Source organism: Pseudomonas sp. LBUM1673, from assembly GCF_059695645.1.
On record NZ_CP166780.1, the window covers coordinates 1 to 24,394 of the forward strand.

Here is a 24,394-nt window from a genome sequence, read left to right on the forward strand (position 1 = left end):
GTGTCAGTGGAACTTTGGCAGCAGTGCGTAGAGCTTTTGCGCGATGAGCTGCCTGCCCAACAATTCAACACTTGGATCCGTCCACTACAGGTCGAAGCCGAAGGCGACGAGCTGCGTGTCTACGCGCCGAATCGTTTTGTTCTCGACTGGGTCAACGAAAAGTACCTGGGCCGCGTCCTTGAACTGCTGGATGAGCATGGCAATGGCCTGGCGCCGGCGCTTTCCTTATTAATAGGCAGCAAACGCAGCTCGGCACCGCGTGCGGCACCCAATGCCCCGTTGGCCGCTGCGGCGTCCCAGGCTCAGGCAGCTGCGACACCGGCCAGCGCTCCAGCCCCTGCTCCGGCGGTAGCACCGACCAAGCGTGCCACGCAAAAAATCGCCGAGGTTAGTGAAGAGCCGTCCCGCGACAGCTTCGATCCAATGGCCGGCGCCAGTTCGCAACAGGCCCCGGTTCGTTCCGAACAGCGTACGGTGCAGGTCGAAGGCGCGCTCAAGCACACCAGCTACCTGAACCGCACCTTTACCTTCGAAAACTTCGTCGAAGGCAAGTCCAACCAACTGGCCCGGGCTGCGGCCTGGCAGGTGGCGGACAACCCCAAGCACGGCTACAACCCGCTCTTCCTTTATGGCGGTGTCGGCTTGGGTAAAACCCACTTGATGCATGCAGTGGGTAACCACCTATTAAAGAAGAATCCGAATGCCAAGGTTGTGTACCTGCATTCGGAGCGTTTCGTTGCGGACATGGTCAAGGCCTTGCAGCTGAATGCGATCAACGAGTTCAAGCGCTTCTACCGCTCGGTGGATGCGTTGTTGATCGATGACATTCAGTTCTTCGCCCGCAAGGAACGTTCCCAGGAAGAATTTTTCCACACCTTCAATGCCCTGCTTGAAGGTGGCCAACAGGTCATTCTCACCAGTGACCGCTACCCGAAAGAAATCGAAGGCCTTGAAGAACGCCTGAAGTCACGTTTCGGCTGGGGCCTGACGGTTGCCGTCGAGCCGCCGGAGCTGGAAACCCGCGTGGCGATCTTGATGAAAAAGGCCGACCAGGCCAAAGTCGATCTGCCACACGACGCGGCGTTCTTCATTGCCCAGCGTATTCGCTCCAACGTCCGTGAGCTGGAAGGCGCGCTCAAACGCGTGATCGCCCACTCGCACTTCATGGGCCGCGATATCACCATCGAGCTGATTCGCGAATCCCTGAAAGACTTGTTGGCGCTGCAAGACAAACTGGTCTCTGTGGATAACATTCAGCGCACCGTCGCCGAGTATTACAAGATCAAGATATCCGACCTGCTGTCCAAGCGTCGTTCACGCTCGGTGGCACGTCCGCGTCAGGTCGCCATGGCGTTGTCCAAGGAACTGACCAACCACAGCCTGCCGGAAATCGGCGATGTGTTTGGCGGCCGCGACCACACGACTGTTTTGCACGCCTGCCGCAAGATCAACGAACTTAAGGAATCCGACGCGGACATCCGCGAGGACTACAAGAACCTGCTGCGTACACTGACCACTTGATGAACACCAGCGCAGCTTATTAAGGCAAGGGACTAGACCATGCATTTCACCATTCAACGCGAAGCCCTGTTGAAACCCCTGCAACTGGTCGCAGGCGTCGTCGAGCGCCGACAGACCTTGCCGGTGCTCTCCAACGTGCTGCTGGTTGTCGAAGGCCAGCAACTGTCGCTGACCGGTACCGACCTGGAAGTCGAGCTGGTCGGTCGTGTGCAACTCGAAGAGCCGGCAGACCCGGGTTCCATCACTGTGCCTGCACGCAAGCTGATGGACATCTGCAAGAGCTTGCCGAACGACGCGCTGATCGACATCAAGGTCGATGAGCAGAAACTCGTGGTGAAGGCCGGCCGTAGCCGCTTCACCCTGTCGACCCTGCCAGCCAATGATTTCCCTACGGTGGAAGAAGGCCCGGGTTCGCTGACCTGCAGCCTCGAGCAAAGCAAACTGCGTCGTCTGATCGAACGTACCAGCTTCGCCATGGCGCAGCAGGACGTGCGTTACTACCTCAACGGCATGCTGCTGGAAGTCTCGGCCGGGATTATCCGCGCCGTGGCGACCGACGGTCACCGTCTGGCCATGTGCTCGATGCAGGCCGATATCGGTCAGCCGGACCGTCATCAGGTGATCGTGCCGCGCAAAGGTATTCTGGAACTGGCGCGTCTGCTGACCGAACCGGACGGCAACGTCAGCATCGTGCTGGGCCAGCACCACATTCGCGCCACCACCGGCGAGTTCACTTTCACCTCGAAACTGGTCGACGGTAAATTCCCTGACTACGAGCGTGTTCTGCCTAAAGGCGGCGACAAGCTGGTACTCGGCGATCGCCAGGCTTTGCGTGAAGCGTTCAGCCGTACCGCGATTCTGTCCAACGAGAAGTACCGTGGCATCCGTCTGCAACTGGCCAATGGTCAGCTGAAGATTCAGGCGAACAACCCGGAGCAGGAAGAAGCGGAAGAAGAAGTGGGCGTTGAGTACAACGGCGGCTCTCTGGAAATCGGCTTCAACGTGAGCTATCTGCTCGACGTACTGGGCGTGATGACCACCGAGCAGGTTCGCTTGATCCTGTCCGACTCCAACAGCAGTGCGCTGGTGCAAGAGTCCGACAACGACGACTCGGCCTATGTTGTCATGCCGATGCGTCTGTAATCATGCTCAGCAGAACCTAGATGTCCTTAAGTCGCGTCTCGGTCACCGCGGTGCGCAATCTGCACCCGGTGACCTTCTCCCCCTCCCCCCGAATAAACATTCTTTACGGCGCCAACGGCAGCGGCAAAACCAGTGTTCTGGAAGCCATTCATCTGCTGGGGCTTGCCCGTTCGTTTCGTAGCAGCCGTCTGTTACCCGTCATTCAATACGAGCAATTGGCGTGTACGGTGTTTGGCCAGGTCGAACTGGCCGAGGGTGGACACAGCGCGTTGGGGATATCTCGCGACCGTCAGGGTGAGTTCCAGATCCGCATTGACGGGCAGAACGCCCGAAGTGCTGCGCAGCTTGCAGAGATCCTGCCGTTGCAGTTGATCAACCCGGACAGCTTCCGGCTGCTGGAAGGTGCGCCGAAGATTCGCCGGCAGTTTCTCGACTGGGGTGTGTTCCACGTGGAACCCCGATTCATGTCCACGTGGCAGCGCTTGCAGAAGGCCTTGCGCCAGAGAAACTCTTGGCTGCGACATGGTACACTTGACGCCGTTTCGCAAGCGGTTTGGGACAGGGAACTGTGCCAGGCCAGCGCTGAAATAGATGAATACCGCCGCGCTTACATCAAAGCCTTGAAACCAGTCTTTGAACAGACCTTGAGCGAACTGGTTGAGCTTGAGGGCTTAACGCTCAGCTATTACCGAGGTTGGGACAAAGACCGTGAGTTGAGTGCAGTGCTCGCCGGGTCCCTTCAGCGGGATCAGCAAATGGGTCATACCCAAGCCGGACCACAACGAGCTGATTTGCGTCTTAGATTGGGCGCACATAATGCCGCGGACATCTTGTCTCGTGGTCAGCAGAAGTTGGTGGTCTGTGCATTGCGGATCGCCCAAGGGCACTTGGTTAGCCAGGCCCGTCGCGGCCAGTGTATTTATCTGGTGGATGACCTGCCGTCCGAACTGGACGAGCACCACCGTCGCGCGCTTTGCCGCTTGCTGGAAGACTTACGCTGCCAGGTCTTTATCACCTGTGTAGATCACGAATTATTGAGGGAAGGCTGGCAGACGGAAACGCCAGTCGCTCTGTTCCACGTGGAACAGGGCCGTATCACCCAGACCCACGACCATCGGGAGTGAAGGCATTGAGCGAAGAAAATACGTACGACTCAACGAGCATTAAAGTGCTGAAAGGCCTGGATGCCGTACGCAAACGTCCCGGTATGTACATTGGTGACACCGACGATGGCAGCGGTCTGCACCACATGGTGTTCGAAGTGGTCGATAACTCGATCGACGAAGCTCTCGCCGGCCACTGCGACGACATCAGCATCATCATTCACCCGGATGAGTCCATCACCGTTCGCGACAACGGTCGTGGCATCCCGGTAGACGTGCACAAAGAAGAAGGCGTCTCGGCGGCCGAGGTCATCATGACCGTGCTGCACGCCGGCGGTAAGTTCGACGACAACTCCTATAAAGTATCCGGCGGTCTGCACGGTGTAGGTGTGTCGGTGGTGAACGCACTGTCCAAAGAACTGATCCTGACCGTTCGCCGCAGCGGCAAGATCTGGGAACAGACTTATGTCCACGGTGTTCCGCAAGAGCCAATGAAGATCGTCGGTGAAAGCGAAACCACTGGCACCCAGATCCACTTCAAGCCTTCGGCTGACACCTTCAAGAACATCCACTTCAGCTGGGACATCCTGGCCAAGCGGATTCGTGAACTGTCCTTCCTCAACTCCGGTGTCGGCATCGTCCTCAAGGATGAGCGCAGCGGGAAGGAAGAGCTGTTCAAGTACGAAGGCGGCCTGCGTGCGTTCGTTGAATACCTGAACACCAACAAGACCCCGGTCAACCAGGTGTTCCACTTCAACATCCAGCGTGAAGACGGCATCGGCGTGGAAATCGCCCTGCAGTGGAACGACAGCTTCAACGAGAACCTGTTGTGCTTCACCAACAACATTCCGCAGCGCGATGGCGGTACTCACCTGGTGGGTTTCCGTTCCGCACTGACGCGTAACCTGAACACCTACATCGAAGCTGAAGGTCTGGCGAAGAAGCACAAAGTTGCCACCACCGGTGACGATGCCCGCGAAGGCCTGACAGCGATCATTTCGGTAAAAGTGCCAGATCCGAAGTTCAGCTCCCAGACCAAAGACAAGCTGGTGTCTTCCGAAGTGAAGACAGCGGTTGAACAGGAAATGGGCAAGTACTTCTCTGACTTCCTGCTGGAGAACCCGAACGAAGCCAAGCTGGTCGTCGGCAAGATGATCGACGCGGCGCGTGCGCGTGAAGCGGCGCGTAAGGCTCGTGAGATGACCCGCCGCAAAGGCGCGCTGGACATCGCCGGCCTGCCGGGCAAACTGGCGGACTGCCAGGAAAAGGACCCTGCCCTTTCCGAACTGTACCTCGTGGAAGGTGACTCTGCTGGCGGCTCCGCCAAGCAGGGACGCAACCGTCGCACCCAGGCCATCCTGCCGCTCAAGGGCAAGATCCTGAACGTCGAGAAGGCACGCTTCGACAAGATGATCTCTTCGCAAGAAGTGGGCACCTTGATCACCGCGCTGGGCTGCGGCATTGGCCGCGACGAGTACAACATCGACAAGCTGCGTTATCACAACATCATCATCATGACCGATGCTGACGTCGACGGTTCGCACATCCGTACCCTGTTGCTGACCTTCTTCTTCCGTCAGTTGCCGGAGTTGATTGAGCGCGGTTACATCTACATCGCTCAGCCGCCGCTGTACAAGGTCAAGAAAGGCAAGCAAGAGCAATACATCAAAGACGACGACGCCATGGAAGAGTACATGACGCAGTCGGCCCTGGAAGACGCGAGCCTGCACCTGAACGAGGAAGCCCCGGGTATCTCCGGCGAGGCCCTCGAGCGTCTGGTGAATGACTTCCGTCTGGTGATGAAGACCCTCAAGCGTCTGTCCCGCCTGTACCCACAGGAACTGACCGAGCACTTCATCTACCTGCCAGCAGTCAGCATGGAGCAACTGTCGGATCACGCAGCGATGCAGGATTGGCTGGCTCAGTACGAAGTTCGCCTGCGCACCGTCGAGAAATCCGGCCTGGTCTACAAAGCCAGCCTGCGTGAAGACCGTGAACGTAATGTCTGGCTGCCGGAGGTCGAATTGATTTCCCACGGCTTGTCGAACTACGTCACCTTCAACCGCGACTTCTTCGGCAGCAATGACTACAAGACTGTCGTCTCCCTGGGCGCTCAACTGAGCACCCTGCTGGACGACGGCGCTTATATTCAGCGCGGCGAGCGCAAGAAAGCCGTCACTGAGTTCAAGGAAGCCCTTGAATGGCTGATGGCTGAAAGCACCAAGCGTCACACCATCCAGCGATACAAAGGTCTGGGCGAGATGAACCCGGATCAGCTGTGGGAAACCACTATGGATCCGGGCTCGCGCCGCATGCTCAAAGTGACCATCGAAGACGCCATTGGCGCAGACCAGATCTTCAACACCCTGATGGGTGATGCGGTCGAACCTCGTCGTGACTTCATCGAAAGCAACGCCCTGGCGGTTTCCAACCTGGACTTCTGATCCGGCAAGACCGCTAAAACGAAAAAAGGCCAACGCTTAGCGTTGGCCTTTTTTATTGATCGTCGAAACGTTGTCATTCGCTAGCAGTGGCCACGCTCTCAAGTCGATACCCATACCCGTAAATCGTCAGCAGTTGCCACCCGCGATCAGCCGTCAGGCCCAGCTTATTGCGCAGGCGATAAATATGGGTGTCCAGTGGGCGGGAGGACACTATTTCTTCATGGGTCCAAAAGCGCTCATACAAATATTCACGGGATAAAGGTCGGCCCAGATTGGCGAACAGACAGCGGGCGAGACGGTATTCCCGTTCGGTCAGGCTGATGGGGGTGGAGGCGCGGGTGACGGTGAGTTCGGCGTCGTCGAATTCAAGGTCATTGAAGGTCAGTATTTCGGTGGTTGCCGCGCGTTGCAGTCCATGGCGACGAAGCACCGCACTGACCCGAGCCATCAGCTCGTTGGGACGAAACGGTTTGCTCACGTAATCGTCAGCCCCGGCGTTCAAGGCCTGGACGATATCGCTTTCGGTATCGCGACTGGTGAGCATGATCGCGGCCGGTGGCACGTCCATGTGTTCACGGGTCCAGCGCAACAGTGACAGGCCGCTGATATCGGGCAGTTGCCAATCGAGGATCAGCAGATCGAAGGTTTCCCGTCGAAGTTGCCGCAACAAGTCCTCTCCCCGCTCGAAGCTGTGCAACGTCCACGCCTGCTCTCCCGTTACAGGGATCTGTCGCAGTGTCTGTTCCACCCGACGGAGTTCGGCGGGCTCGTCATCCAGTATTGCGACACGCATGCCGAGTGTTTCCTTCATCTCGTAAGTGCAAAGGTAAGAAAATTCCTGCGGGAGTTTAGGCTTATTGATTGAATCTGAACAATTGTGGCCAATTGCTGCGAATTCCCCAAGTATGGCTACGCTGATTTCCCTTCGCCGGTAGACGACCAACAACGTCGGGTGTTTTAGCCCTCGGCCAATTCTGAACAAATATTGAGAATTGCCTCACAAACCCTTCATGTCGGTAAATTCGTTGTCGCTGAGCGGCACAGGGGCATTGGGATGTGCCCCGACGCAGGGAGCGTCAACACCAACCTGGCAGGACCGTCGATCGCCGGTTTTCGGCGGTCCGCAGTTCAGGGGGAAATACATGGAGTGCCTGCTCGGCCCTGACACAGGGATGTGTCATCTCATGTCCTTTGCACTCATGGCTATCTGCCTGAGCGTCCGGTCAGGTATCGTGCGTCAGGCGCGTGCGTATACCCGGCATGATTTCCCAAAGAGCGTAAAAAGCCAATCCATGAACCCCATGACCTTATTGCTCACACGCCGTTCTGGCGTCTGTCTTTTACTGGTTGCCGGCCTGATGGGATTGCTCACCCAGAGTGCATCGGCGACTGTCGTTTCGGCAAAACGTCTGCCTTATATCGATGAAAACCAACAATGCCGTGGTCAACCGCTGCCCGCGACAGTCGAGCATCTGACCGGCGAAGCCTGGAAGCTGGACGCCAAAGGCAAACAGACGCCGCTGCAGGAAGGTATGGCGATCGACGAGCAGGAAGGCGTCAAGACCTCACCGTCGGCGTTTGTCAGCCTGTCCCTGGGCGATGGCTCGCGAGTGGTGTTGCCTTCCAGCTCCCACATCACGCTGCACCTCAATGAAGAACATTCGATCCCGCAGGTCCTCCTCGAGCAGGGGCAGGTCGAGTCGTACGTGATAAAACGTGCCAGCGACCATGATCGTTTCCAGATCATCACGCCAGTCGGTGTACTGGGCGTGCGGGGCACCCACTTCCGGGTGCGCAACGATGACGGTGGGCAGGCACTGCTGGAAGTGCTGAACGGGCAAGTGGCGGTCAATCGTGATGAGGAGCCGTCAGGCTCCCGCCCTGTGCGGTCCGTTGCCAAACGGACTCAGAGCCCTGAGGATGACGAGGTCCAGGTCATGGCCCGTCAGGGTTTGCGTATTCAGAAACAAGGCCCGTTGACGCCAATCGACTTGTTAGCCGCTCCGCGTTTGTTGGGACAGACCGGTCAGACGGGTAATGTGCCGATCTGGCAATTGATGATGAGCCCTATCGAGGGGGCCACGCGTTATCGGGCGCAAGTGGCCACCGACGCAGCTTTTCTGGACATCAAGCAAGAGCAGTTTTCCAGCACGCCAGAGGTCAAATTCAGCGGGCTGAAAGCGTTTTTTTACCATGTTCGCCTGTCGGCTTATGACGCTCAGGGATTAGAGGGAGAAACCGGGGCGTATGACATTTTCTATTACCCCAGGACCACGCGTGTCCAATAGCCTCTCGGCCGACGACCGATGAAGGGCCGACCAAGGAAGGATGGTCGCGAACCGACCCAGGCTCAACGGTTGTTTCGGCGGATGGTCCGCGAGTGGCTGTGGGTCAGTCTGATCCTGTTGCCGCTGACGGCGATGCTGTCTATGAGTCAGCTGACCCTGAGCAATCTGCTGTACGACAACCTGCGAAGGCTGAGCCCGCTGCCGGTGGACCCACGAATACTCATCGTCACGATCGACGACTACAGTTTGCAGCAGCTTGGTCAATGGCCTTGGCCGCGGGACATGCACGCGCAGTTGCTTGATCGGCTCAGCGCCGCGAACGTCAAAGGCATTCTGTTCGACGTGATCTTCAGCGAGCCCGATAGCCATTCCGACAATGATCAGCTTCTGGCCGAGGCAACCTGTCGGGCCGGGAATGTTTTCGTGCCGCTGCTGCGCGAAGGCGTAGCGCGTTATGGGCGGCCTTTGGGAGAAATTGACCCGGTGGCTCCACTGCGCCATTGCGCCAAAGGCGTGGGCCACATCAATGCCCAAGCGGATGCCGATGGGATCGTGCGCAGCGTGTATTTAAGCGAAGGACCGGCGCAAAAAACACGCCCGCAACTGGCCTGGCTGCTGTACGAAGAGACCCTTAGCGACAAGGGAAATGTACCGATGCCCGGTGCCCCCGCTCTGCCATCGGCGCAAGACTGGCAGCGAGCCCACGAAATACGGATTCCTTTCATCCGTTCCGACGCGGGCTTTCCCAGCGTGCCCTACGTCAGCGTATTGCGCGGCGAAGTCCCACCCGAGTTGCTTCGCGATCGCTTGATCCTGATCGGCTCGACCGCTCCAGGCCTGGGCGACCGTTATGTGACGCCGCAATCGGCCAGCATCGGCACCACACCGGGCATCGAGATTCAGGCGAATATCCTCAACGGGCTGCTGCAACAGCGCAACATCGTAGCTCTCGATAAGCGCCTGGCGGCGTTGCTATCTGTGGTGATTGTCGGTGAATTGCTGGGCCTGCTGTTGGTTCGTCCCCGTCGTGCACTATGGTTGACCTTGGGTGCAATGGCGGCTGCTCTGCTGGGTTCGAGCTTGCTGTTGTGCTTTGGCTGGTGGTGGTCACCGGCTGCGAGCCTGCTAGGTATGTTGCTGGGTTACCTGATCTGGAATTGGCGAAGGCTGAACGCGGTGCTCGCGTATTTCGGTTGGGAACTGGCGCGCCTGGACAGTGAGCCGAAAGTCTTTCCCGAACGCCGCCGCACCCTGATCCCGGCCGGCGATGTGCTGCAAGGGCAAATTGTCGCGCTGGAGCAGGCCATGAGCCGGACCCGCGACACCCGGCGTTTCATTGCCGACGGACTTGAATACCTGCCGGTGGCGACGCTGATCAGCGATCCGAACGGGTGCATTTTGCTGGCCAACCGCAAGGCTCGAGAGGTGTTTTCCTGTGGCTTGGTGGGCGAGGATATGCTCGAGCAACTGAGTGACCTGGGTTACCCGGTACTGACCGGAGGAGCGCTTCCTGCATTGTCGACGCTGGAGCCGCTGGAGTTTCGTGACATTCAGGCACGTAGCCTGCGTCTGGACCTGGCACCCCTGTTGCCAGCCGAAGGCGATTCGGTGATTGGCTGGCTACTGAGCCTCACGGACTTGAGCGTCGAGCGGGACGCCGAGGAACAGCGAGCCGTGTTGTTGCGCTTTTTGTCTCATGATCTCAGGGCTCCCCACTCGGCGATTCTGGCGTTGCTGGATGTTCAGCGGCATCAGGTGTCCGGTGACACTCAAGTGTTCAGTCAGATCGAGTTACAAGTGCGCAAGGCACTGAACCTGACCGAGGCTTTTGTGCAGTTGGCAAAGGCTGAGTCCGAGGCTTACCAGTTTCAGCCGAGCATGTTCGCGATGTTGCTGCTCGATACCTTCGACCAAGCCTCGAGCATCGCTCATCTGAAGGACATTCGACTATTGCATGACCTCGACGAAGACGCTGAAGCCTTGGTCTTGGCCGATCAGTCGCTACTGACACGGGCACTGTTCAATCTGCTGGAAAATGCCATCAAGTACAGTCCGTCGGGATCTCGGATTTCGGTGCGGGTGAGTTGTGCCGAGGGCTGGTTGAGGTGCGAGATCGCCGATCAGGGCCGAGGAATTGCCGTCGAAGAACTTCCGGAGTTGTTCAGTCAGTATCGGCGTTTTACCTCGGCTCACGGCAGCGATGGCCTGGGACTGGGTTTGTCCATGGTCAAGGCTGTGGTGGATCGTCACGGCGGGCGTATTTCCTGTCATAGCGTGGTGGGGCAAGGCACGACGTTCAGTGTCCAGTTACCCCTATTGAGCGAGTGAGTCGGATCCTTTTAACAGGCATAAAAAAACCGGCTATATCAGCCGGTTTCTTTACGTCCAAAAAAAACTTATGCACGTTTTTCGATGTTTTATTTATTTAATAAATATGTATTTAAATCATGCGCTTAAATAATAAATACGGCGATTTTCAACAAAACGGTACACAGGTTATCCACAGAACCTCAGACAACCACTTGATCGGTGGCGTTCGGCGCCGCGGGGGCTGCAGGCAGCGAACCCATCTCCCGCTGCATCTGTTCATTCCAGGCCTGCACCCGGTCATTCAGGTCGGCAATGGCTCGTGGCCCGCTGCCCTCGGCGTACATCGGCGCGCCGATGATCACGGTGATCATGCCCTGCTGCTTCACCCAACCGGTTTTTGGCCAGAACTTGCCGGCATTGTGCGCAATCGGCAGCACCGGTAATGACGCATTGACGGCCAACGCGGTGCCACCGCGGGAGAACTTGCCGATGGTGCCGTAGGGAACGCGAGTCCCTTCAGGGAAGATCAGTACCCAGACATTGTCCTTGAGCAGCTCATCGCCCTTCTTCGCCACATGCTTGAGCGCAGCTTTCGGGTTGCCACGGTCGATGGCGATCGGTCGCAGCATGGCCATGGCCCAGCCGAAGAACGGAACGTAGAGCAGTTCGCGCTTGAGCACCTGGCTCAGCGGCTCGAAGTAGGCCGAGAGAAAGAATGTTTCCCAAGTGCTCTGGTGGTTCGACTGAATCACGCAGGGTTGGTCAGGCACGTTCTCGGCACCCTTCACTTCGTAACGGATACCCAGAAAGACTCTGCTCAGCCATAAAGCGCAGCGGCACCAGTACACGTTGATAAAGCGATAGCGCGCCTTGAATGGCAGAAACGGCGCGATAAAAAAGCTCAGGGTGCACCAGAGCAAAGAGCTGGTGCCCAGCAGCAGGTAAAAGAGAAAAGTTCTGATGGCCTGCAGTATCGACATGGCGACATTTACCGTTGCGGGCATTGCCCGCCTATTCAAGCGCACTCCCGATCAGTCCTTGGCCAGGATGTCAGAAGAGCCTTAGTTGTGGATAAGTTCCGCGGCAATCGCCGCCAGATCGTCAAAAATCAAGGTGCCTGCCGGTAGGGTTTTGCCCTGAGTCTTTTCGCCTTTCCCGGTCTTTACCAAAACTGGCTGAGAGTCGACGGCTCTGGCGGCTTCCAGGTCACCGAGAGTATCGCCGACGAACCATAGATTCGTCAGCGAAACGTTGTAATGCGCGGCGATGGTTTTCAACATCCCGGGTTTTGGCTTGCGGCAATCGCAGCCATCGTCTGGTCCATGCGGGCAATAAACGATCAGCCCGACTTCGCCGCCCTGCTCGGCCACCAGCGCGCGCAAGCGCTCGTGCATGGCGTCCAGGGTGGCGATGTCGTAATAGCCGCGAGCGATGCCCGACTGGTTGGTAGCGACCGCCACCGTCCAGCCGGCCTTGCTCAACTGCGCGATCGCTTCGATCGAACCGGGGAGCGGAATCCACTCCTCCACCGACTTGATGTACGCGTCGGAGTCGTAATTGATCACTCCGTCCCGATCGAGAATCAGCAGTTTCAACAGCAGCCCCTTAGCCCAGCAGCGAAATATCGGCGACGCCGAGGAACAGCCCACGCAGACGTGCCAGCAGCGCATAGCGGTTGGCTCGCACCTTGGCATCTTCGGCGTTAACCATCACCGCTTCGAAGAACGCATCCACCGGCTCGCGCAAGGCAGCCAGACGTGCCAGCGATTCGCTGTACTGACGCGCAGCGGCCATCGGCTGCACAGCCTGGTCAGCCTGCTGGATCGCCGAGTACAGCGAGAACTCGTTGGCGTTGTCGAAGTACTTGGCTTCAACGACTGAAGGAACAGAACCTTCGACCTTGCTCAGCAAGTTCGAAACACGCTTGTTCACGGCGGCCAGGGCAGCGGCTTCCGGCAATTTACGGAACGCTTCTACCGCTTGTACGCGCTGGTCGAAGTCCAGCGCCGAACCCGGCTTCAGGGCACGGACCGACAGGTAAGTCCCGACATCAACGCCTTCGTCTTCATAACGGGCACGCAGACGGTCGAAGATGAACTCCAGCACCGACTCGTTCAGGCCGGCAGCCTTGACCTTGGTACCGAACGCATTCACGGCAAAAGCCACGGCGTCGTTCAGGTCGAGGTCGAGCTTCTTGTCGATCAGGATCCGCAATACACCCAGTGCAGCACGGCGCAGGGCATACGGGTCTTTGCTCCCGGTTGGCAACATGCCGATGCCGAAAATACCCACCAGCGTGTCGAGCTTGTCGGCGATGGCCACGGCCGCACCGGTCAGGGTGGTCGGCAGTTCAGCGCCGGCACCGCGCGGCATGTACTGCTCGTTCAGCGCCAGGGCGACATCCTGCGGCTCGCCGTCGTTGAGGGCGTAGTAGTAACCGGCAACACCTTGCATCTCCGGGAACTCACCGACCATCTCGGTCGCCAGGTCGCACTTGGACAGCAGGCCGGCACGGGAAGCCCATGCGGCGTTGCCGCCAATGCGCTGAGCGATGAACGCGGCGAGTCTGGAAACGCGCTCGGCCTTGTCGTAGACGCTGCCGAGTTTTTCCTGGAACACCACGTTCTGCAGACGCAGGTTGAAGTCTTCGAGTTTCTGCTTCTTGTCTTGCTTGAAGAAGAACTCGGCGTCGGTCAGACGTGGGCGAACCACTTTCTCGTTGCCGGCGATGATTTGTTGCGGATCCTTGCTTTCGATGTTGGCCACGGTAATGAAACGAGGCAGCAACTTGCCGTCGGCATCCAGCAGGCAGAAGTACTTCTGGTTGTCCTGCATGGTGGTGATCAGCGCTTCTTGCGGTACGTCGAGGAAACGCTCTTCGAACGAGCACACCAGCGGCACCGGCCATTCGACCAGCGCAGTCACTTCGTCGAGCAGGCTTGGCGGCACGATGGCCGTACCTTCCTGGAGCGTCGCCAGTTCTTCGGTGCGTTTGCTGATCAGCTCGCGACGCTCGTTGGCGTCGGCCAGCACATAGGCAGCACGCAGATCGTTCAGGTAGTTGGCCGGCGAGGTGATGCGCACGCTTTCCGGGTGATGGAAGCGGTGGCCACGGGAATCGCGGCCGGCCTTTTGCGCGAGGATGGTGCAGTCGATGACGTGGTCACCGAGCAGCATCACCAGCCACTGAGTCGGGCGAACGAATTCTTCCTTGCGAGCACCCCAGCGCATGCGCTTGGGGATAGGCAGGTCGTTCAGGGAGTCTTCGACGATAGTCGGCATCAGGCTCGCGGTCGGCTTGCCGGCGATGCTTTGGCTGTAGCGCAGTTTCGGACCGCTCTGATCGATTTCGCTCAGCTCGACGCCGCACTTCTTGGCGAAGCCCAGGGCCGCTTGGGTCGGATTGCCTTCGGCATCGAACGCAGCCTGACGCGGCGGGCCATCAAGGTTGATGCTGCGATCCGGCTGCTGGGTCGCCAGCGCGGTAATCAGCACGGCCAGACGACGTGGTGCGGCGTAGACGGTTTTGGTTTCGTAGTTCAGGCCGGCAGCTTGCAGGCCTTTGTCGATACCGGCCAGAAATGCTTCGGCCAGGGTGTTCAGGGCTTTGGGTGGCAGTTCTTCGGTGCCCAATTCAACCAGAAAATCTTGAGCACTCATTGTGCAGCCTCCAGCTTGGCCAGTACTTCATCACGCAGGTCCGGGGTCGCCATCGGGAAGCCCAGCTTGGCGCGAGCCAGCAGGTAGGCTTGCGCAACGGAACGCGCCAGGGTGCGTACACGCAGAATGTATTGCTGACGCGCGGTCACCGAGATCGCCCGGCGCGCATCCAGCAGGTTGAAGGTGTGGGACGCCTTCAACACCATTTCATAGCTCGGCAACGGCAACGGCTGGTCGAGTTCGATCAGGCGCTTGGCTTCGCTTTCATAGAAGTCGAACAACTCGAACAGCTTCTCGACGTTGGCGTGTTCGAAGTTGTAGGTCGACTGTTCCACTTCGTTCTGATGGAACACGTCGCCGTAGGTCACCTTGCCGAACGGGCCGTCAGCCCAGACCAGGTCGTAGACCGAGTCCACGCCTTGCAGGTACATGGCCAGACGCTCCAGGCCATAAGTGATCTCGCCGGTCACCGGGTAGCACTCGATGCCGCCCGCTTGCTGGAAGTAAGTGAACTGCGTCACTTCCATGCCGTTGAGCCAGACTTCCCAGCCCAGACCCCAGGCGCCCAGGGTTGGCGACTCCCAGTTGTCTTCGACAAAGCGGATGTCGTGCACCAATGGGTCCAGACCCACGTGCTTGAGGGAGCCCAGGTACAGTTCCTGGAAGTTGTCCGGGTTCGGCTTCAGCACGACCTGGAACTGGTAGTAGTGCTGCAGACGGTTCGGGTTTTCGCCGTAGCGGCCGTCAGTCGGGCGACGACTGGGCTGCACATAAGCGGCGTTCCAGGTTTCCGGGCCAATGGCGCGCAGGAACGTGGCAGTGTGGAAAGTGCCGGCGCCTACTTCCATATCGTAGGGCTGAAGTACCACACAACCTTGCTCGGCCCAGTATTGCTGGAGGGCGAGGATCAAGTCTTGGAAGGTACGCACGGCTGGCGTAGGCTGGCTCACGAAATTCACCTGTTTCTTGGGCTGCGATTTAAAGAGCGGGAGTATACCCGATTCGGTCCTGCGCACGCCCCCTGGAGCCTTATGCCACGCTGCTTTTGGTGTACCGAAGATCCGCTGTACATGGCTTATCACGATCAGGAGTGGGGCACGCCGCTACGCGATGCGCAGGGTTTGTTCGAGTTGCTTTTGCTCGAAGGGTTCCAGGCCGGGCTTTCCTGGATCACCGTGTTGCGCAAACGAGAGCGTTATCGCGAGGTGCTGTTTGGCTTCGACGTACAGCGCGTGGCACAGATGAGCGACGCGGAAATCGATGAACTGATGCTCGATCCGGGGATCATCCGCAATCGCCTCAAACTCAACGCGGCCCGGCGCAATGCCCAGGCCTGGCTGGCGCTGGAGGATCCGGTGGCGTTTCTCTGGTCGTTCGTCGGCGGAACACCTGTGATCAATCATTTCAAGGATCGCAGTGAAGTGCCGGCCGTGACACCGATCGCCGTCGAGATGAGCAAAGGCCTGAAAAAGGCCGGCTTCACGTTCGTCGGCCCGACCATTTGTTACGCGTTGATGCAGGCGTCGGGCATGGTCATGGACCACACTCGGGATTGCGATCGCTACGCCACCTTGGCGAACGGCGGTTAGAATAGCCGCCTCGCGCACAGCACAAGATCAGGAGTGACCTGTGGATAAGTTGAAAGGCGCCTTGCTGGTAGGCGCTCTGCGTCTGTTTGCCCTGCTTCCTTGGCGGGCAGTGCAGGCGGTGGGTTCGGCGATTGGCTGGATCATGTGGAAAACCCCCAACCGTTCCCGCGACGTGGTGCGGATCAACCTCGCCAAATGCTTTCCGCAAATGGACCCGGCCGAACGTGAGCGTCTGGTGGGCCAGAGCCTCAAAGACATCGGCAAGTCCCTGACCGAGAGCGCTTGCGCGTGGATCTGGCCGGCTCAGCGTTCTATTGATCTGGTGCGCGAAGTCGAAGGTCTTGATGTGCTGAAAGACGCCCTCGCCTCCGGCAAAGGCGTGGTTGGCATCACCAGCCACCTGGGCAACTGGGAAGTGTTGAACCACTTCTATTGCAACCAGTGCAAACCGATCATTTTCTACCGTCCGCCCAAGCTCAAGGCAGTGGATGAGTTACTGCGCAAGCAGCGGGTGCAATTGGGTAACCGGGTGGCTGCTTCCACCAAGGAAGGCATCCTCAGCGTGATCAAGGAAGTGCGCAAAGGTGGTGCAGTGGGCATTCCGGCTGACCCGGAACCGGCCGAATCCGCCGGGATCTTCGTGCCGTTCTTCGCCACTCAGGCCCTGACCAGCAAATTCGTCCCGAACATGCTCGCTGGCGGCAAAGCGGTCGGCGTGTTCCTGCATGCCCTGCGGCTGCCCGACGGTTCAGGGTACAAAGTGATCCTCGAAGCGGCGCCCGAGGCCATGTACAGCACCGATACCGAAACGTCCTGCGCGGCCATGAGCCAAGTGGTCGAGCGGTACGTGCGGGCTTATCCGAGCCAGTACATGTGGAGCATGAAGCGCTTCAAGAAGCGTCCACCCGGTGAAGAACGCTGGTATTGAGTCGATTGGCATGATCTGTGGATAACCTGTAGGCGCTGCCGAAGGTCGGGCCGCGTTCGGACGATCTTTTGCTCTTCCTTTTCAGTTATCCACAACACGTTCATTCAAGGACGCAGCAGATGTCCGAACAGCGCCAATCCTTTCGCATCAAGATCAGCCACGAAAGCGTCGGGGAATGCCTGGGACAGACCCGCAACCTGTCGTCCACAGGTGTCTACGTCAAGCATCCGGCTTTGTCGATGTTGCCCAAGGGCGCGGTGGTTTATGGTCAGGTGCAGGATTTACCCACAGGTGCACCGCGAGTACCCATGGAAGTGGTGCTGGTGGACGACGAAGGGGTTGGCTTGCTTTACCTCTGATCAGTGAACCTGACGCTCGAGCTTTTTCAGAAATACCGTCATTTCCTTCTCCGCCTGCTTGTCGCCATGGGCGCGGGCGGCTTCCAGGCCCTGTTCCCAGGCCTGACGCGCCGTCGCGTAATCTGCCAGCGCCAGATGGGCCTTGCCCAATAGCTTCCAGGCCGCCGAATACTTCGGATCGAATTCGACGCAGCGCTGGAAATGCTCTGCGGCTTTGGCGTTTTCCCCAAGATCCAGATAACCCTTGCCCAGACCGAAGCGCAGCAGCGAGTTATCCACACCCTTAGCGAGCATTTTTTCCAGGGATTCGATCATGGTGGATTCCTTATTTAGGTTATTCAGGGATGCCTGTTTGTTCTTGAGATCGCTTTCGCGGTGCAAGCCCGCGAAGAGGCCCGTCCAGCCACTGCAAATACCGGATCAGAAGAAGCTCAACCCCACATGGAACAGTTTTTCCACATCCCGAATATGCTTTTTATCCACAAGGAACAGAATCACATGGTCGCCGGCTTCAATCACGGTGTCGTCGTGGGCGATGATCACTTCTTCGTCGCGGATGATCGCGCCGATGGTGGTGCCCGGCGGCAGGCCAATGTTTTCGATGGTCTTGCCGATCACCTTGCTCGATTTCGCATCACCATGGGCAATTGCCTCGATGGCTTCCGCCGCGCCCCGGCGCAATGAGTGCACGCTGACGATATCGCCGCGTCGTACGTGGGCCAGCAAGGTGCCAATGGTCGCCAGTTGCGGACTGATGGCGATGTCGATATCGCCGCCCTGGATCAGGTCGACGTAAGCCGGGTTGTTGATGATGGTCATCACCTTCTTCGCGCCCAGGCGCTTGGCCAGCAGCGAAGACATGATGTTGGCTTCGTCGTCGTTGGTCAGGGCCAGGAAGAGATCGGCGTCGGCAATGTTTTCTTCCATCAGCAAGTCGCGATCCGAGGCGCTACCCTGCAAAACAACAGTGCTGTCGAGGTTGTCCGAGAGATGACGGCAGCGGGCCGGGCTCATCTCGATGATCTTCACCTGATAACGGCTTTCGATGGCCTCGGCCAGACGTTCACCGATCTGCCCGCCACCGGCGATGACGATGCGTTTGTAGCTTTCATCGAGGCGGCGCATTTCACTCATCACGGCGCGAATATTCGCTTTGGCGGCGATGAAAAACACTTCGTCGTCGGCCTCGATCACCGTATCGCCCTGGGGCAGGATCGGCCGGTCACGACGGAAAATCGCCGCGACCCGGGTTTCGACATTCGGCATGTGTTCGCGCAACTGGCGCAGTTGCTGGCCCACCAGTGGACCGCCGTAGTACGCCTTGACCGCCACCAGCTGCGCCTTGCCTTCGGCGAAATCGATCACCTGCAACGCCCCCGGATGCTGGATCAGGCGCTTGATGTAGTTGGTGACTACCTGCTCCGGACTGATCAGCACGTCGACCGGAATCGCTTCGTTATCGAACAGTTCGGCGCGGGTCAGGTACGCGGCTTCGCGAACCCGGGCAATCTTGGTCGGCGTGTGGAACAGTGTGTGGGCGACCTGACAGGCCACCATGTTGGTTTCGTCACTGCTGGTTACCGCAACCAGCATGTCGGCATCGTCGGCACCGGCCTGACGCAGTATGGTCGGCAGCGAACCGCGACCCTGCACGGTGCGGATGTCCAGTCGATCGCCGAGGTCACGCAGGCGTTCGCCATCGGTGTCGACCACGGTGATGTCATTCGCTTCGCTAGCCAAATGTTCTGCCAGCGAACCGCCGACCTGCCCTGCGCCGAGGATGATGATTTTCATCCAGTCACTCCTTTAAAACCGGTTAACCGCGCGCGGCGGCAATCTTGATCAGCTTGGCGTAGTAGAACCCGTCGTGGCCGCCTTCCTGGGCCAGCAATTGGCGGCCATGGGGCTGCTTGATGCCGGCCTGACTGGCGATGTCCAGTTCACGAGCGCCCGGCGTGCGAGCGAGGAACGCCTCGATGACTTCGGTGTTCTCGGTCGGCAGCGTGGAGCAGGTGGCATAAAGCAGAATGCCACCCACTTCCAACGTTATCCACATAGCGTCGAGCAATTCGCCCTGAAGCACCGCCAATGCGGCGATGTCGTCGGGTTGGCGAGTCAGTTTGATGTCCGGGTGGCGACGGATCACGCCGGTGGCCGAGCAAGGGGCGTCCAGCAGAATGCGCTGGAACGGCTTGCCGTCCCACCAGGTGGCGGTGTCGCGACCGTCGGCGGCGATCAGTTCAGCGCTCAGGCCCAGGCGTTCGAGGTTTTCCCGCACTCGCACCAGACGCTTGGCTTCCAGATCCACAGCCACCACGCCGGCCAGTTTAGGCTCGGCCTCAAGGATATGGCAGGTCTTGCCGCCGGGTGCGCAGCAGGCGTCCAGCACCCGTTGACCTGGCGCCAGGTCCAGCAAGTCGGCAGCCAGTTGCGCGGCTTCGTCCTGCACGCTGATCCAGCCGTCGGCGAAACCCGGCAGGCTGCGCACGTCGGCGGCCGTGTCGAGGATGATACCGTCCCGACTGTAAACGCACGGCGTGGCGGCGATGCCCGCTTCACTCAGCAAGCCTAGGTAGGCGTCGCGAGTCTGATGGCGACGGTTGACCCGCAAAATCATCGGCGGGTGCGCGTTGTTCGCCGCGCAAATGGCTTCCCACTGCTGCGGCCAGAAGGCTTTGAGGGATTTTTGCAGCCAGCGCGGGTGGGCAGTGCGCACCACCGGGTCGTGTTCCAGCTCCGCCAGCAGCGCTTCGCTTTCCCGTTGGGCGCGGCGCAGTACGGCGTTGAGCAAGGCTTTGGCCCACGGCTTTTTCAGTTTGTCGGCGCAACCGACGGTTTCGCCGATGGCCGCGTGGGCCGGAACCCGGGTGTAGAGCAGTTGGTAGAGGCCGACCAGCAACAGCGCCTCCACATCGGCATCAGCTGCCTTGAATGGTTTCTGCAGCAACTTGGCCGCCAGCGCCGACAAACGCGGCTGCCAGCGAGCCGTGCCGAATGCCAGGTCCTGGGTGAAGCCGCGATCACGGTCTTCGACCTTGTCCATTTGCGTCGGCAGAGAACTGTTGAGTGAGGCTTTTCCGTTAAGAACAGCGGCCAATGCCTTGGCGGCGGCCAGACGTGGATTCATTGAGCGTCCGCCGTTTGACCAAGGACGGTGCCGACGGCGAATTTCTCACGACGGCTGTTGAACAAGTCGCTGAAGTTCAGCGCCTTGCCGCCGGGCAATTGCAGACGGGTCAGACACAGCGCCTGTTCACCGCAGGCGACGATCAAGCCGTCCTTGCTGGCATTGAGGACTTCCCCCGGTGCGCCCTGTCCTTCAGCGAGGCTCGCGGCCAACACTTTCAGCGCTTCGCCGTTCAGTGTGCTGTGGCAGATCGGCCATGGGTTGAAGGCGCGAACCAGGCGCTCCAGCTCAACCGCCGGGCGACTCCAGTCGATGCGGGCTTCGTCCTTGTTCAATTTGTGAGCATAAGTGGCGAGGCTGTCGTCCTGCACTTCGCCTTCCAGAGTGCCCGCAGCCAGGCCGGCAATTGCCTGAACCACGGCCGGCGGGCCCATCTCTGCGAGGCGATCGTGAAGGCTGCCGCCGGTGTCTTCGGCGCTGATCGGCGTGGTGACTTTCAGCAACATCGGTCCGGTATCGAGGCCGGCTTCCATACGCATCACCGTCACGCCGCTTTCGTTGTCGCCCGCTTCGACAGCGCGCTGGATCGGCGCCGCACCGCGCCAGCGTGGCAGCAAGGAGGCGTGGCTGTTGATGCACCCCAGGCGCGGAATATCCAGCACCACTTGCGGCAGGATCAGGCCGTAGGCGACCACCACCATCAAGTCCGGCTTCAGTGCGGCCAGTTCCGCCTGAGCGTCGGTGTTGCGCAGGGTCTGTGGTTGCAACACCTGGATGTTGTGCTCCAGAGCCAACTGCTTGACCGGGCTCGGCATCAGCTTCTGCCCACGGCCTGCCGGACGGTCCGGTTGGGTGTAGACCGCAACGATCTCGTAAGGGCTGTCGAGCAGGGCCTTGAGGTGTTCGGCGGCGAATTCCGGGGTGCCGGCAAAGACAATGCGCAGTGGCTCAGTCATGGAAGCTCTCAATTGCAAAGCATCTTGAAAAGAAAAAGGCTTGCCGCAGCAAGCCTTTGAAAGAAGGGCATCAAGCGTTCTGGCGATGGAGCTTTTCCAGTTTCTTCTTGATTCGGTCACGTTTGAGCGTGGACAGGTAATCGACGAACAATTTGCCGTTGAGGTGGTCGCATTCATGCTGGATGCACACGGCGAGCAGGCCTTCGGCGATCAGTTCGTAGGGTTGGCCGTCGCGGTCCAGGGCCTTGATCTTGACCTTTTGCGGGCGGTCGACGTTTTCGTAGAAACCCGGCACCGAAAGGCAGCCTTCCTGGTACTGGTCCACCTCGTCGGTCAGGACTTCGAACTCGGGGTTGATGAACACCCGCGGTTCGCTGCGGTCTTCGGAGAGGTCCATCACGACGATACGTTTGTGCACGTTGACCTGGGTCGCGGCGAGGCCGATGCCTGGAGCTTCATACATTGTTTCAAACATGTCATCGACCAACTGACGCACTTCGTCGTCCACTACAGCCACTGGTTTGGCGATAGTGCGCAGGCGCGAGTCGGGGAATTCGAGGATGTCTAAAATGGCCATAAGCTTGATTGCTGCACGTGTGAGGTAAAGTCGGGTCGATGGCCTGGCGAGTCCGAGGATGCAGGCTACCGTTGTGAACGTAGCTTCCTGCTTTTCAATAATGAGCAGGAAGCGAGCCACGAGGGCTCTGGCGTTTCACGCGAACGTACATAATAAAGGGATTCACCGCATGAGGAAATCACTACTCGCCTTGCTCCTTCTGGCCTCGGCCGGTTTTGCGCACGGGCAAGTGCAACTCAGGGAAGGTTTTCCACAGCAATACACCGTGGTGGCAGGGGACACACTCTGGGACATTTCCGCTAAATACCTGCGTGAGCCGTGGCAGTGGCCGCAGCTTTGGCAGGCCAATCCACAGATTGAAAACCCCAATCTCATCTACCCCGGCGATACGCTGTCGCTGGTCTACGTCAACGGTCAGCCGCGCCTGACCCTGAATCGCGGCGCCTCCCGGGGCACCATCAAGCTTTCACCACGCATTCGCAGCTCACCGGTGGCCGACGCCATCCCGAGCATCCCGTTGAAATCGATCAACAGCTTTCTGCTGAGCAATCGCATCGTCGACAAGGCAGAGGATTTCGACAAGGCGCCCTACATCGTCGCCGGCGATGCCGAACGAGTGCTCAGCGGCACCGGTGATCGAATATTCGCCCGTGGCCATTTCGACCCGGCACAACCGGTGTACGGCATCTTCCGTCAGGGCAAGGTCTACACCGATCCGCAGAGCAAGGAGTTTCTGGGGATCAACGCCGACGACATCGGTGGCGGCGAGATCATTGCCACCGAAGGCGACGTCGCCACCCTCGCCCTGCAACGCACCACTCAGGAAGTGCGACTCGGCGACCGGCTGTTCGGCGGTGAAGAGCGCTCGATCAATTCGACCTTCATGCCCAGTGCCCCGACAACCGACATCGACGGCTTGATCATTGATGTGCCGCGTGGGGTCACCCAGATCGGCGCGCTGGATGTCGTCACGTTGAACAAGGGGCAGCGCGATGGGTTGGCCGAAGGCAATGTGCTGGTGGTGATGAAAACCGGTGAAACCGTGCGTGACCGGATCACCGGCCAGCCATTGAAAATTCCCGACGAGCGGGCCGGTTTGCTGATGGTATTCCGCACCTACGACAAGCTCAGCTACGGGCTTGTCCTTAACGCATCGCGCTCCCTGGCGGTGATGGATAAGGTGCGAAATCCTTAGCCTGCTCCACAAGTTACCAACAGAGTTATCCACAGCTTATTCCCGATTCGACGGGACTCTATAACGATCAAGGATGATCCATGTCGCTGTCTGCCTGTACGTCCGTTTCCCCTGCGGAACTGGAAGCCCGTTTACGCCTGCACCGTTTACCGGAACTCGGCCCTGCGCGTTTCAAGAAGTTGCTTGAGGCCTTCGGCTCTGCCTCCAAAGCCATCAGCGCACCGGCCAGCGCCTGGCGTGCGCTGGGCCTGCCACTCGCTTGTGCGGAGGGCCGGCGCTCCAGCGAAATTCGTGACGGCGCCAGTCACGCATTGGCCTGGTTAGAGCGCCCGGGCCAGCATTTACTGATGTGGGACCAACCTGAGTACCCCGCGCTGCTGGCGCAAATCAGTGATGCTCCGCCGCTGTTATTCGCCGCAGGCGATCCGGGCATTCTGGAAAAACCGCAATTGGCGATGGTCGGCAGCCGTCGCGCTTCGCGACCGGGCATGGACACCGCCACCGCGTTTTCCCGCAGTCTGGCTGGCGCCGGTTTTGTCATCACCAGCGGTCTGGCCCTGGGCATCGATGCCGCCGCGCATCAGGCGGCGCTGGACGTTGGCGGGCAAACGGTCGGCGTGCTTGGCACGGGGCTGGAAAATTTTTATCCACAGCGCAATCGGCGGCTGGCGGACGCCATGATTGCTTCGGGAAGCGCAGTGCTTTCGGAGTTCCCGCTGGACGCCGGCCCCTCCCCTGGCAACTTCCCCCGGCGCAATCGAATCATTAGCGGTTTGTCCCTGGGCGTGCTGGTGGTCGAGGCCAGTGTTGCCAGCGGATCATTGATCACCGCGAGGCTGGCGGCGGAACAGGGGCGCGAGGTGTATGCGATTCCAGGGTCGATCCACCACCCTGGTGCAAAGGGGTGTCATCAGCTGATCCGCGACGGTGCGGTGCTGGTGGAAACCATCGAGCACATCCTCGAAGCCTTGCGCGGCTGGCAACGGCTGCCGTTATCCACAGAAACGCCGCAGGCGACGGTGACTCATCCGCTGCTCATGTTGCTCCACGCGGCGCCCCATACCAGTGAAGCCTTGGCGGTCACTAGCGGCTGGGCCTTGTCGAAAGTGCTGGCAGCACTGACGGAACTGGAAATGGACGGCCGGGCGGTCTGCGAAAGCGGCCGATGGTTTGCGCGGGTAAGCTAGGTTTTAC

General features: G+C 59.3%; 21 protein-coding genes. 11 read left to right on the forward strand and 10 right to left on the reverse strand.

The features are described from left to right. From dnaA to gyrB, 4 genes are read left to right on the forward strand one after another with little or no spacing between them, the layout of a single operon-like run. A complete protein-coding gene (gene dnaA, locus ACA044_RS00005; RefSeq protein ID WP_497444611.1) occupies window positions 1-1,521 on the forward strand; it encodes a chromosomal replication initiator protein DnaA in 1,521 nt (506 codons plus the stop codon). 39 nt (window positions 1,522-1,560) lie between these two features. Then, a complete protein-coding gene (dnaN, locus tag ACA044_RS00010) occupies window positions 1,561-2,664 on the forward strand; it encodes a DNA polymerase III subunit beta (RefSeq protein ID WP_007903001.1) in 1,104 nt (367 codons plus the stop codon). 20 nt (window positions 2,665-2,684) lie between these two features. After that, window positions 2,685-3,788 (forward strand): DNA replication/repair protein RecF, encoded by a 1,104-nt coding sequence (gene recF / locus ACA044_RS00015; protein ID WP_008007898.1) that lies wholly within the window; start codon window positions 2,685-2,687, stop codon window positions 3,786-3,788. A gap of 5 nt (window positions 3,789-3,793) precedes the next feature. Then, the gene (gene gyrB, locus ACA044_RS00020; protein WP_497444612.1) at window positions 3,794-6,211 is read left to right on the forward strand and encodes a DNA topoisomerase (ATP-hydrolyzing) subunit B; all 2,418 of its coding nucleotides are present in this window, start codon (window positions 3,794-3,796) and stop codon (window positions 6,209-6,211) included. Window positions 6,212-6,284: 73 nt separating this feature from the next. On the opposite strand, the gene ACA044_RS00025 is transcribed toward gyrB, so the two are convergent. Beyond that, window positions 6,285-7,004: a response regulator transcription factor gene (locus tag ACA044_RS00025; protein ID WP_497444613.1), complete on the reverse strand. Its 720-nt coding sequence runs from the start codon at window positions 7,002-7,004 to the stop codon at window positions 6,285-6,287. A 499-nt stretch (window positions 7,005-7,503) separates the two neighbouring features. On the opposite strand from ACA044_RS00025, the gene ACA044_RS00030 reads away from it, so the two are divergent. Both ACA044_RS00030 and ACA044_RS00035 read left to right on the forward strand, forming a co-directional pair. Next, entirely contained in the window at window positions 7,504-8,499 is a 996-nt protein-coding gene (locus tag ACA044_RS00030) for a FecR family protein (RefSeq protein ID WP_497444614.1), read from the forward strand. Window positions 8,500-8,517: 18 nt separating this feature from the next. Further along, a complete protein-coding gene (locus ACA044_RS00035; RefSeq protein WP_497444615.1) occupies window positions 8,518-10,827 on the forward strand; it encodes a CHASE2 domain-containing protein in 2,310 nt (769 codons plus the stop codon). 182 nt (window positions 10,828-11,009) lie between these two features. Here the strand turns inward: ACA044_RS00035 and ACA044_RS00040 are convergent, their stop codons facing one another. The 4 genes from ACA044_RS00040 to glyQ form a co-directional block, all read right to left on the reverse strand. Continuing rightward, window positions 11,010-11,789: a lysophospholipid acyltransferase family protein gene (locus ACA044_RS00040; RefSeq protein ID WP_497444616.1), complete on the reverse strand. Its 780-nt coding sequence runs from the start codon at window positions 11,787-11,789 to the stop codon at window positions 11,010-11,012. A gap of 81 nt (window positions 11,790-11,870) precedes the next feature. Beyond that, a complete protein-coding gene (gene gmhB / locus ACA044_RS00045; RefSeq protein ID WP_497447336.1) occupies window positions 11,871-12,410 on the reverse strand; it encodes a D-glycero-beta-D-manno-heptose 1,7-bisphosphate 7-phosphatase in 540 nt (179 codons plus the stop codon). A gap of 4 nt (window positions 12,411-12,414) precedes the next feature. Next, entirely contained in the window at window positions 12,415-14,469 is a 2,055-nt protein-coding gene (gene glyS, locus ACA044_RS00050) for a glycine--tRNA ligase subunit beta (RefSeq protein WP_497444617.1), read from the reverse strand. Then, window positions 14,466-15,419 (reverse strand): glycine--tRNA ligase subunit alpha, encoded by a 954-nt coding sequence (glyQ, locus tag ACA044_RS00055; protein ID WP_003213601.1) that lies wholly within the window; start codon window positions 15,417-15,419, stop codon window positions 14,466-14,468. Before glyQ ends, glyS begins: the two co-directional genes overlap by 4 nt. A gap of 81 nt (window positions 15,420-15,500) precedes the next feature. Between glyQ and tag the strand changes: the two genes are divergently transcribed. From tag to ACA044_RS00070, 3 genes are all read left to right on the forward strand, one after another. Next, window positions 15,501-16,058: a DNA-3-methyladenine glycosylase I gene (gene tag / locus ACA044_RS00060; protein ID WP_497444618.1), complete on the forward strand. Its 558-nt coding sequence runs from the start codon at window positions 15,501-15,503 to the stop codon at window positions 16,056-16,058. 40 nt (window positions 16,059-16,098) lie between these two features. Further along, window positions 16,099-16,986 carry a lysophospholipid acyltransferase gene (locus ACA044_RS00065; RefSeq protein ID WP_008007909.1) on the forward strand — a complete coding sequence of 296 codons (888 nt, stop codon included), beginning with the start codon at window positions 16,099-16,101 and terminating at the stop codon, window positions 16,984-16,986. 119 nt (window positions 16,987-17,105) lie between these two features. Beyond that, complete coding sequence (locus tag ACA044_RS00070; RefSeq protein ID WP_497444619.1) at window positions 17,106-17,345, forward strand: PilZ domain-containing protein; 240 nt, start codon at window positions 17,106-17,108, stop codon at window positions 17,343-17,345. On the opposite strand, the gene ACA044_RS00075 is transcribed toward ACA044_RS00070, so the two are convergent. From ACA044_RS00075 to def, 5 genes are all read right to left on the reverse strand, one after another. After that, on the reverse strand, window positions 17,346-17,660 hold the full coding sequence (locus tag ACA044_RS00075) for a tetratricopeptide repeat protein (protein ID WP_497444620.1): 315 nt from the start codon (window positions 17,658-17,660) through the stop codon (window positions 17,346-17,348). It lies immediately after the preceding gene. A gap of 105 nt (window positions 17,661-17,765) precedes the next feature. Beyond that, a complete protein-coding gene (gene trkA, locus ACA044_RS00080) occupies window positions 17,766-19,139 on the reverse strand; it encodes a Trk system potassium transporter TrkA (RefSeq protein WP_497444621.1) in 1,374 nt (457 codons plus the stop codon). Window positions 19,140-19,161: 22 nt separating this feature from the next. Continuing rightward, window positions 19,162-20,472 carry a 16S rRNA (cytosine(967)-C(5))-methyltransferase RsmB gene (rsmB, locus tag ACA044_RS00085; RefSeq protein WP_497444622.1) on the reverse strand — a complete coding sequence of 437 codons (1,311 nt, stop codon included), beginning with the start codon at window positions 20,470-20,472 and terminating at the stop codon, window positions 19,162-19,164. Next, a complete protein-coding gene (gene fmt / locus ACA044_RS00090) occupies window positions 20,469-21,428 on the reverse strand; it encodes a methionyl-tRNA formyltransferase (RefSeq protein WP_497444623.1) in 960 nt (319 codons plus the stop codon). The genes rsmB and fmt overlap by 4 nt, the downstream gene beginning before the upstream one ends. Before the next feature lie 70 nt (window positions 21,429-21,498). Further along, complete coding sequence (gene def, locus ACA044_RS00095; RefSeq protein WP_008007919.1) at window positions 21,499-22,005, reverse strand: peptide deformylase; 507 nt, start codon at window positions 22,003-22,005, stop codon at window positions 21,499-21,501. A 169-nt stretch (window positions 22,006-22,174) separates the two neighbouring features. On the opposite strand from def, the gene ACA044_RS00100 reads away from it, so the two are divergent. Both ACA044_RS00100 and dprA read left to right on the forward strand, forming a co-directional pair. Beyond that, on the forward strand, window positions 22,175-23,200 hold the full coding sequence (locus ACA044_RS00100; RefSeq protein WP_497444624.1) for a LysM peptidoglycan-binding domain-containing protein: 1,026 nt from the start codon (window positions 22,175-22,177) through the stop codon (window positions 23,198-23,200). Between the two features lie 80 nt (window positions 23,201-23,280). After that, complete coding sequence (gene dprA, locus ACA044_RS00105) at window positions 23,281-24,387, forward strand: DNA-processing protein DprA (RefSeq protein WP_497444625.1); 1,107 nt, start codon at window positions 23,281-23,283, stop codon at window positions 24,385-24,387. Window positions 24,388-24,394 lie beyond the last annotated feature (7 nt).

Bases quoted from the DNA above. Each gene is read 5' to 3' on its own strand.
- dnaN (WP_007903001.1), top strand. From the start codon at position 1,561: ATGCATTTCACCATTCAACGCGAAGCCCTGTTGAAACCCCTGCAACTG.
- recF (WP_008007898.1), top strand. From the start codon at position 2,685: ATGTCCTTAAGTCGCGTCTCGGTCACCGCGGTGCGCAATCTGCACCCG.
- ACA044_RS00025 (WP_497444613.1), bottom strand. From the start codon at position 7,004: ATGCGTGTCGCAATACTGGATGACGAGCCCGCCGAACTCCGTCGGGTG.
- ACA044_RS00030 (WP_497444614.1), top strand. From the start codon at position 7,504: ATGAACCCCATGACCTTATTGCTCACACGCCGTTCTGGCGTCTGTCTT.
- ACA044_RS00035 (WP_497444615.1), top strand. From the start codon at position 8,518: ATGAAGGGCCGACCAAGGAAGGATGGTCGCGAACCGACCCAGGCTCAA.
- ACA044_RS00040 (WP_497444616.1), bottom strand. From the start codon at position 11,789: ATGTCGATACTGCAGGCCATCAGAACTTTTCTCTTTTACCTGCTGCTG.
- glyS (WP_497444617.1), bottom strand. From the start codon at position 14,469: ATGAGTGCTCAAGATTTTCTGGTTGAATTGGGCACCGAAGAACTGCCA.
- tag (WP_497444618.1), top strand. From the start codon at position 15,501: ATGCCACGCTGCTTTTGGTGTACCGAAGATCCGCTGTACATGGCTTAT.
- ACA044_RS00070 (WP_497444619.1), top strand. From the start codon at position 17,106: ATGTCCGAACAGCGCCAATCCTTTCGCATCAAGATCAGCCACGAAAGC.
- ACA044_RS00075 (WP_497444620.1), bottom strand. From the start codon at position 17,660: ATGATCGAATCCCTGGAAAAAATGCTCGCTAAGGGTGTGGATAACTCG.
- trkA (WP_497444621.1), bottom strand. From the start codon at position 19,139: ATGAAAATCATCATCCTCGGCGCAGGGCAGGTCGGCGGTTCGCTGGCA.
- rsmB (WP_497444622.1), bottom strand. From the start codon at position 20,472: ATGAATCCACGTCTGGCCGCCGCCAAGGCATTGGCCGCTGTTCTTAAC.
- fmt (WP_497444623.1), bottom strand. From the start codon at position 21,428: ATGACTGAGCCACTGCGCATTGTCTTTGCCGGCACCCCGGAATTCGCC.
- def (WP_008007919.1), bottom strand. From the start codon at position 22,005: ATGGCCATTTTAGACATCCTCGAATTCCCCGACTCGCGCCTGCGCACT.
- ACA044_RS00100 (WP_497444624.1), top strand. From the start codon at position 22,175: ATGAGGAAATCACTACTCGCCTTGCTCCTTCTGGCCTCGGCCGGTTTT.
- dprA (WP_497444625.1), top strand. From the start codon at position 23,281: ATGTCGCTGTCTGCCTGTACGTCCGTTTCCCCTGCGGAACTGGAAGCC.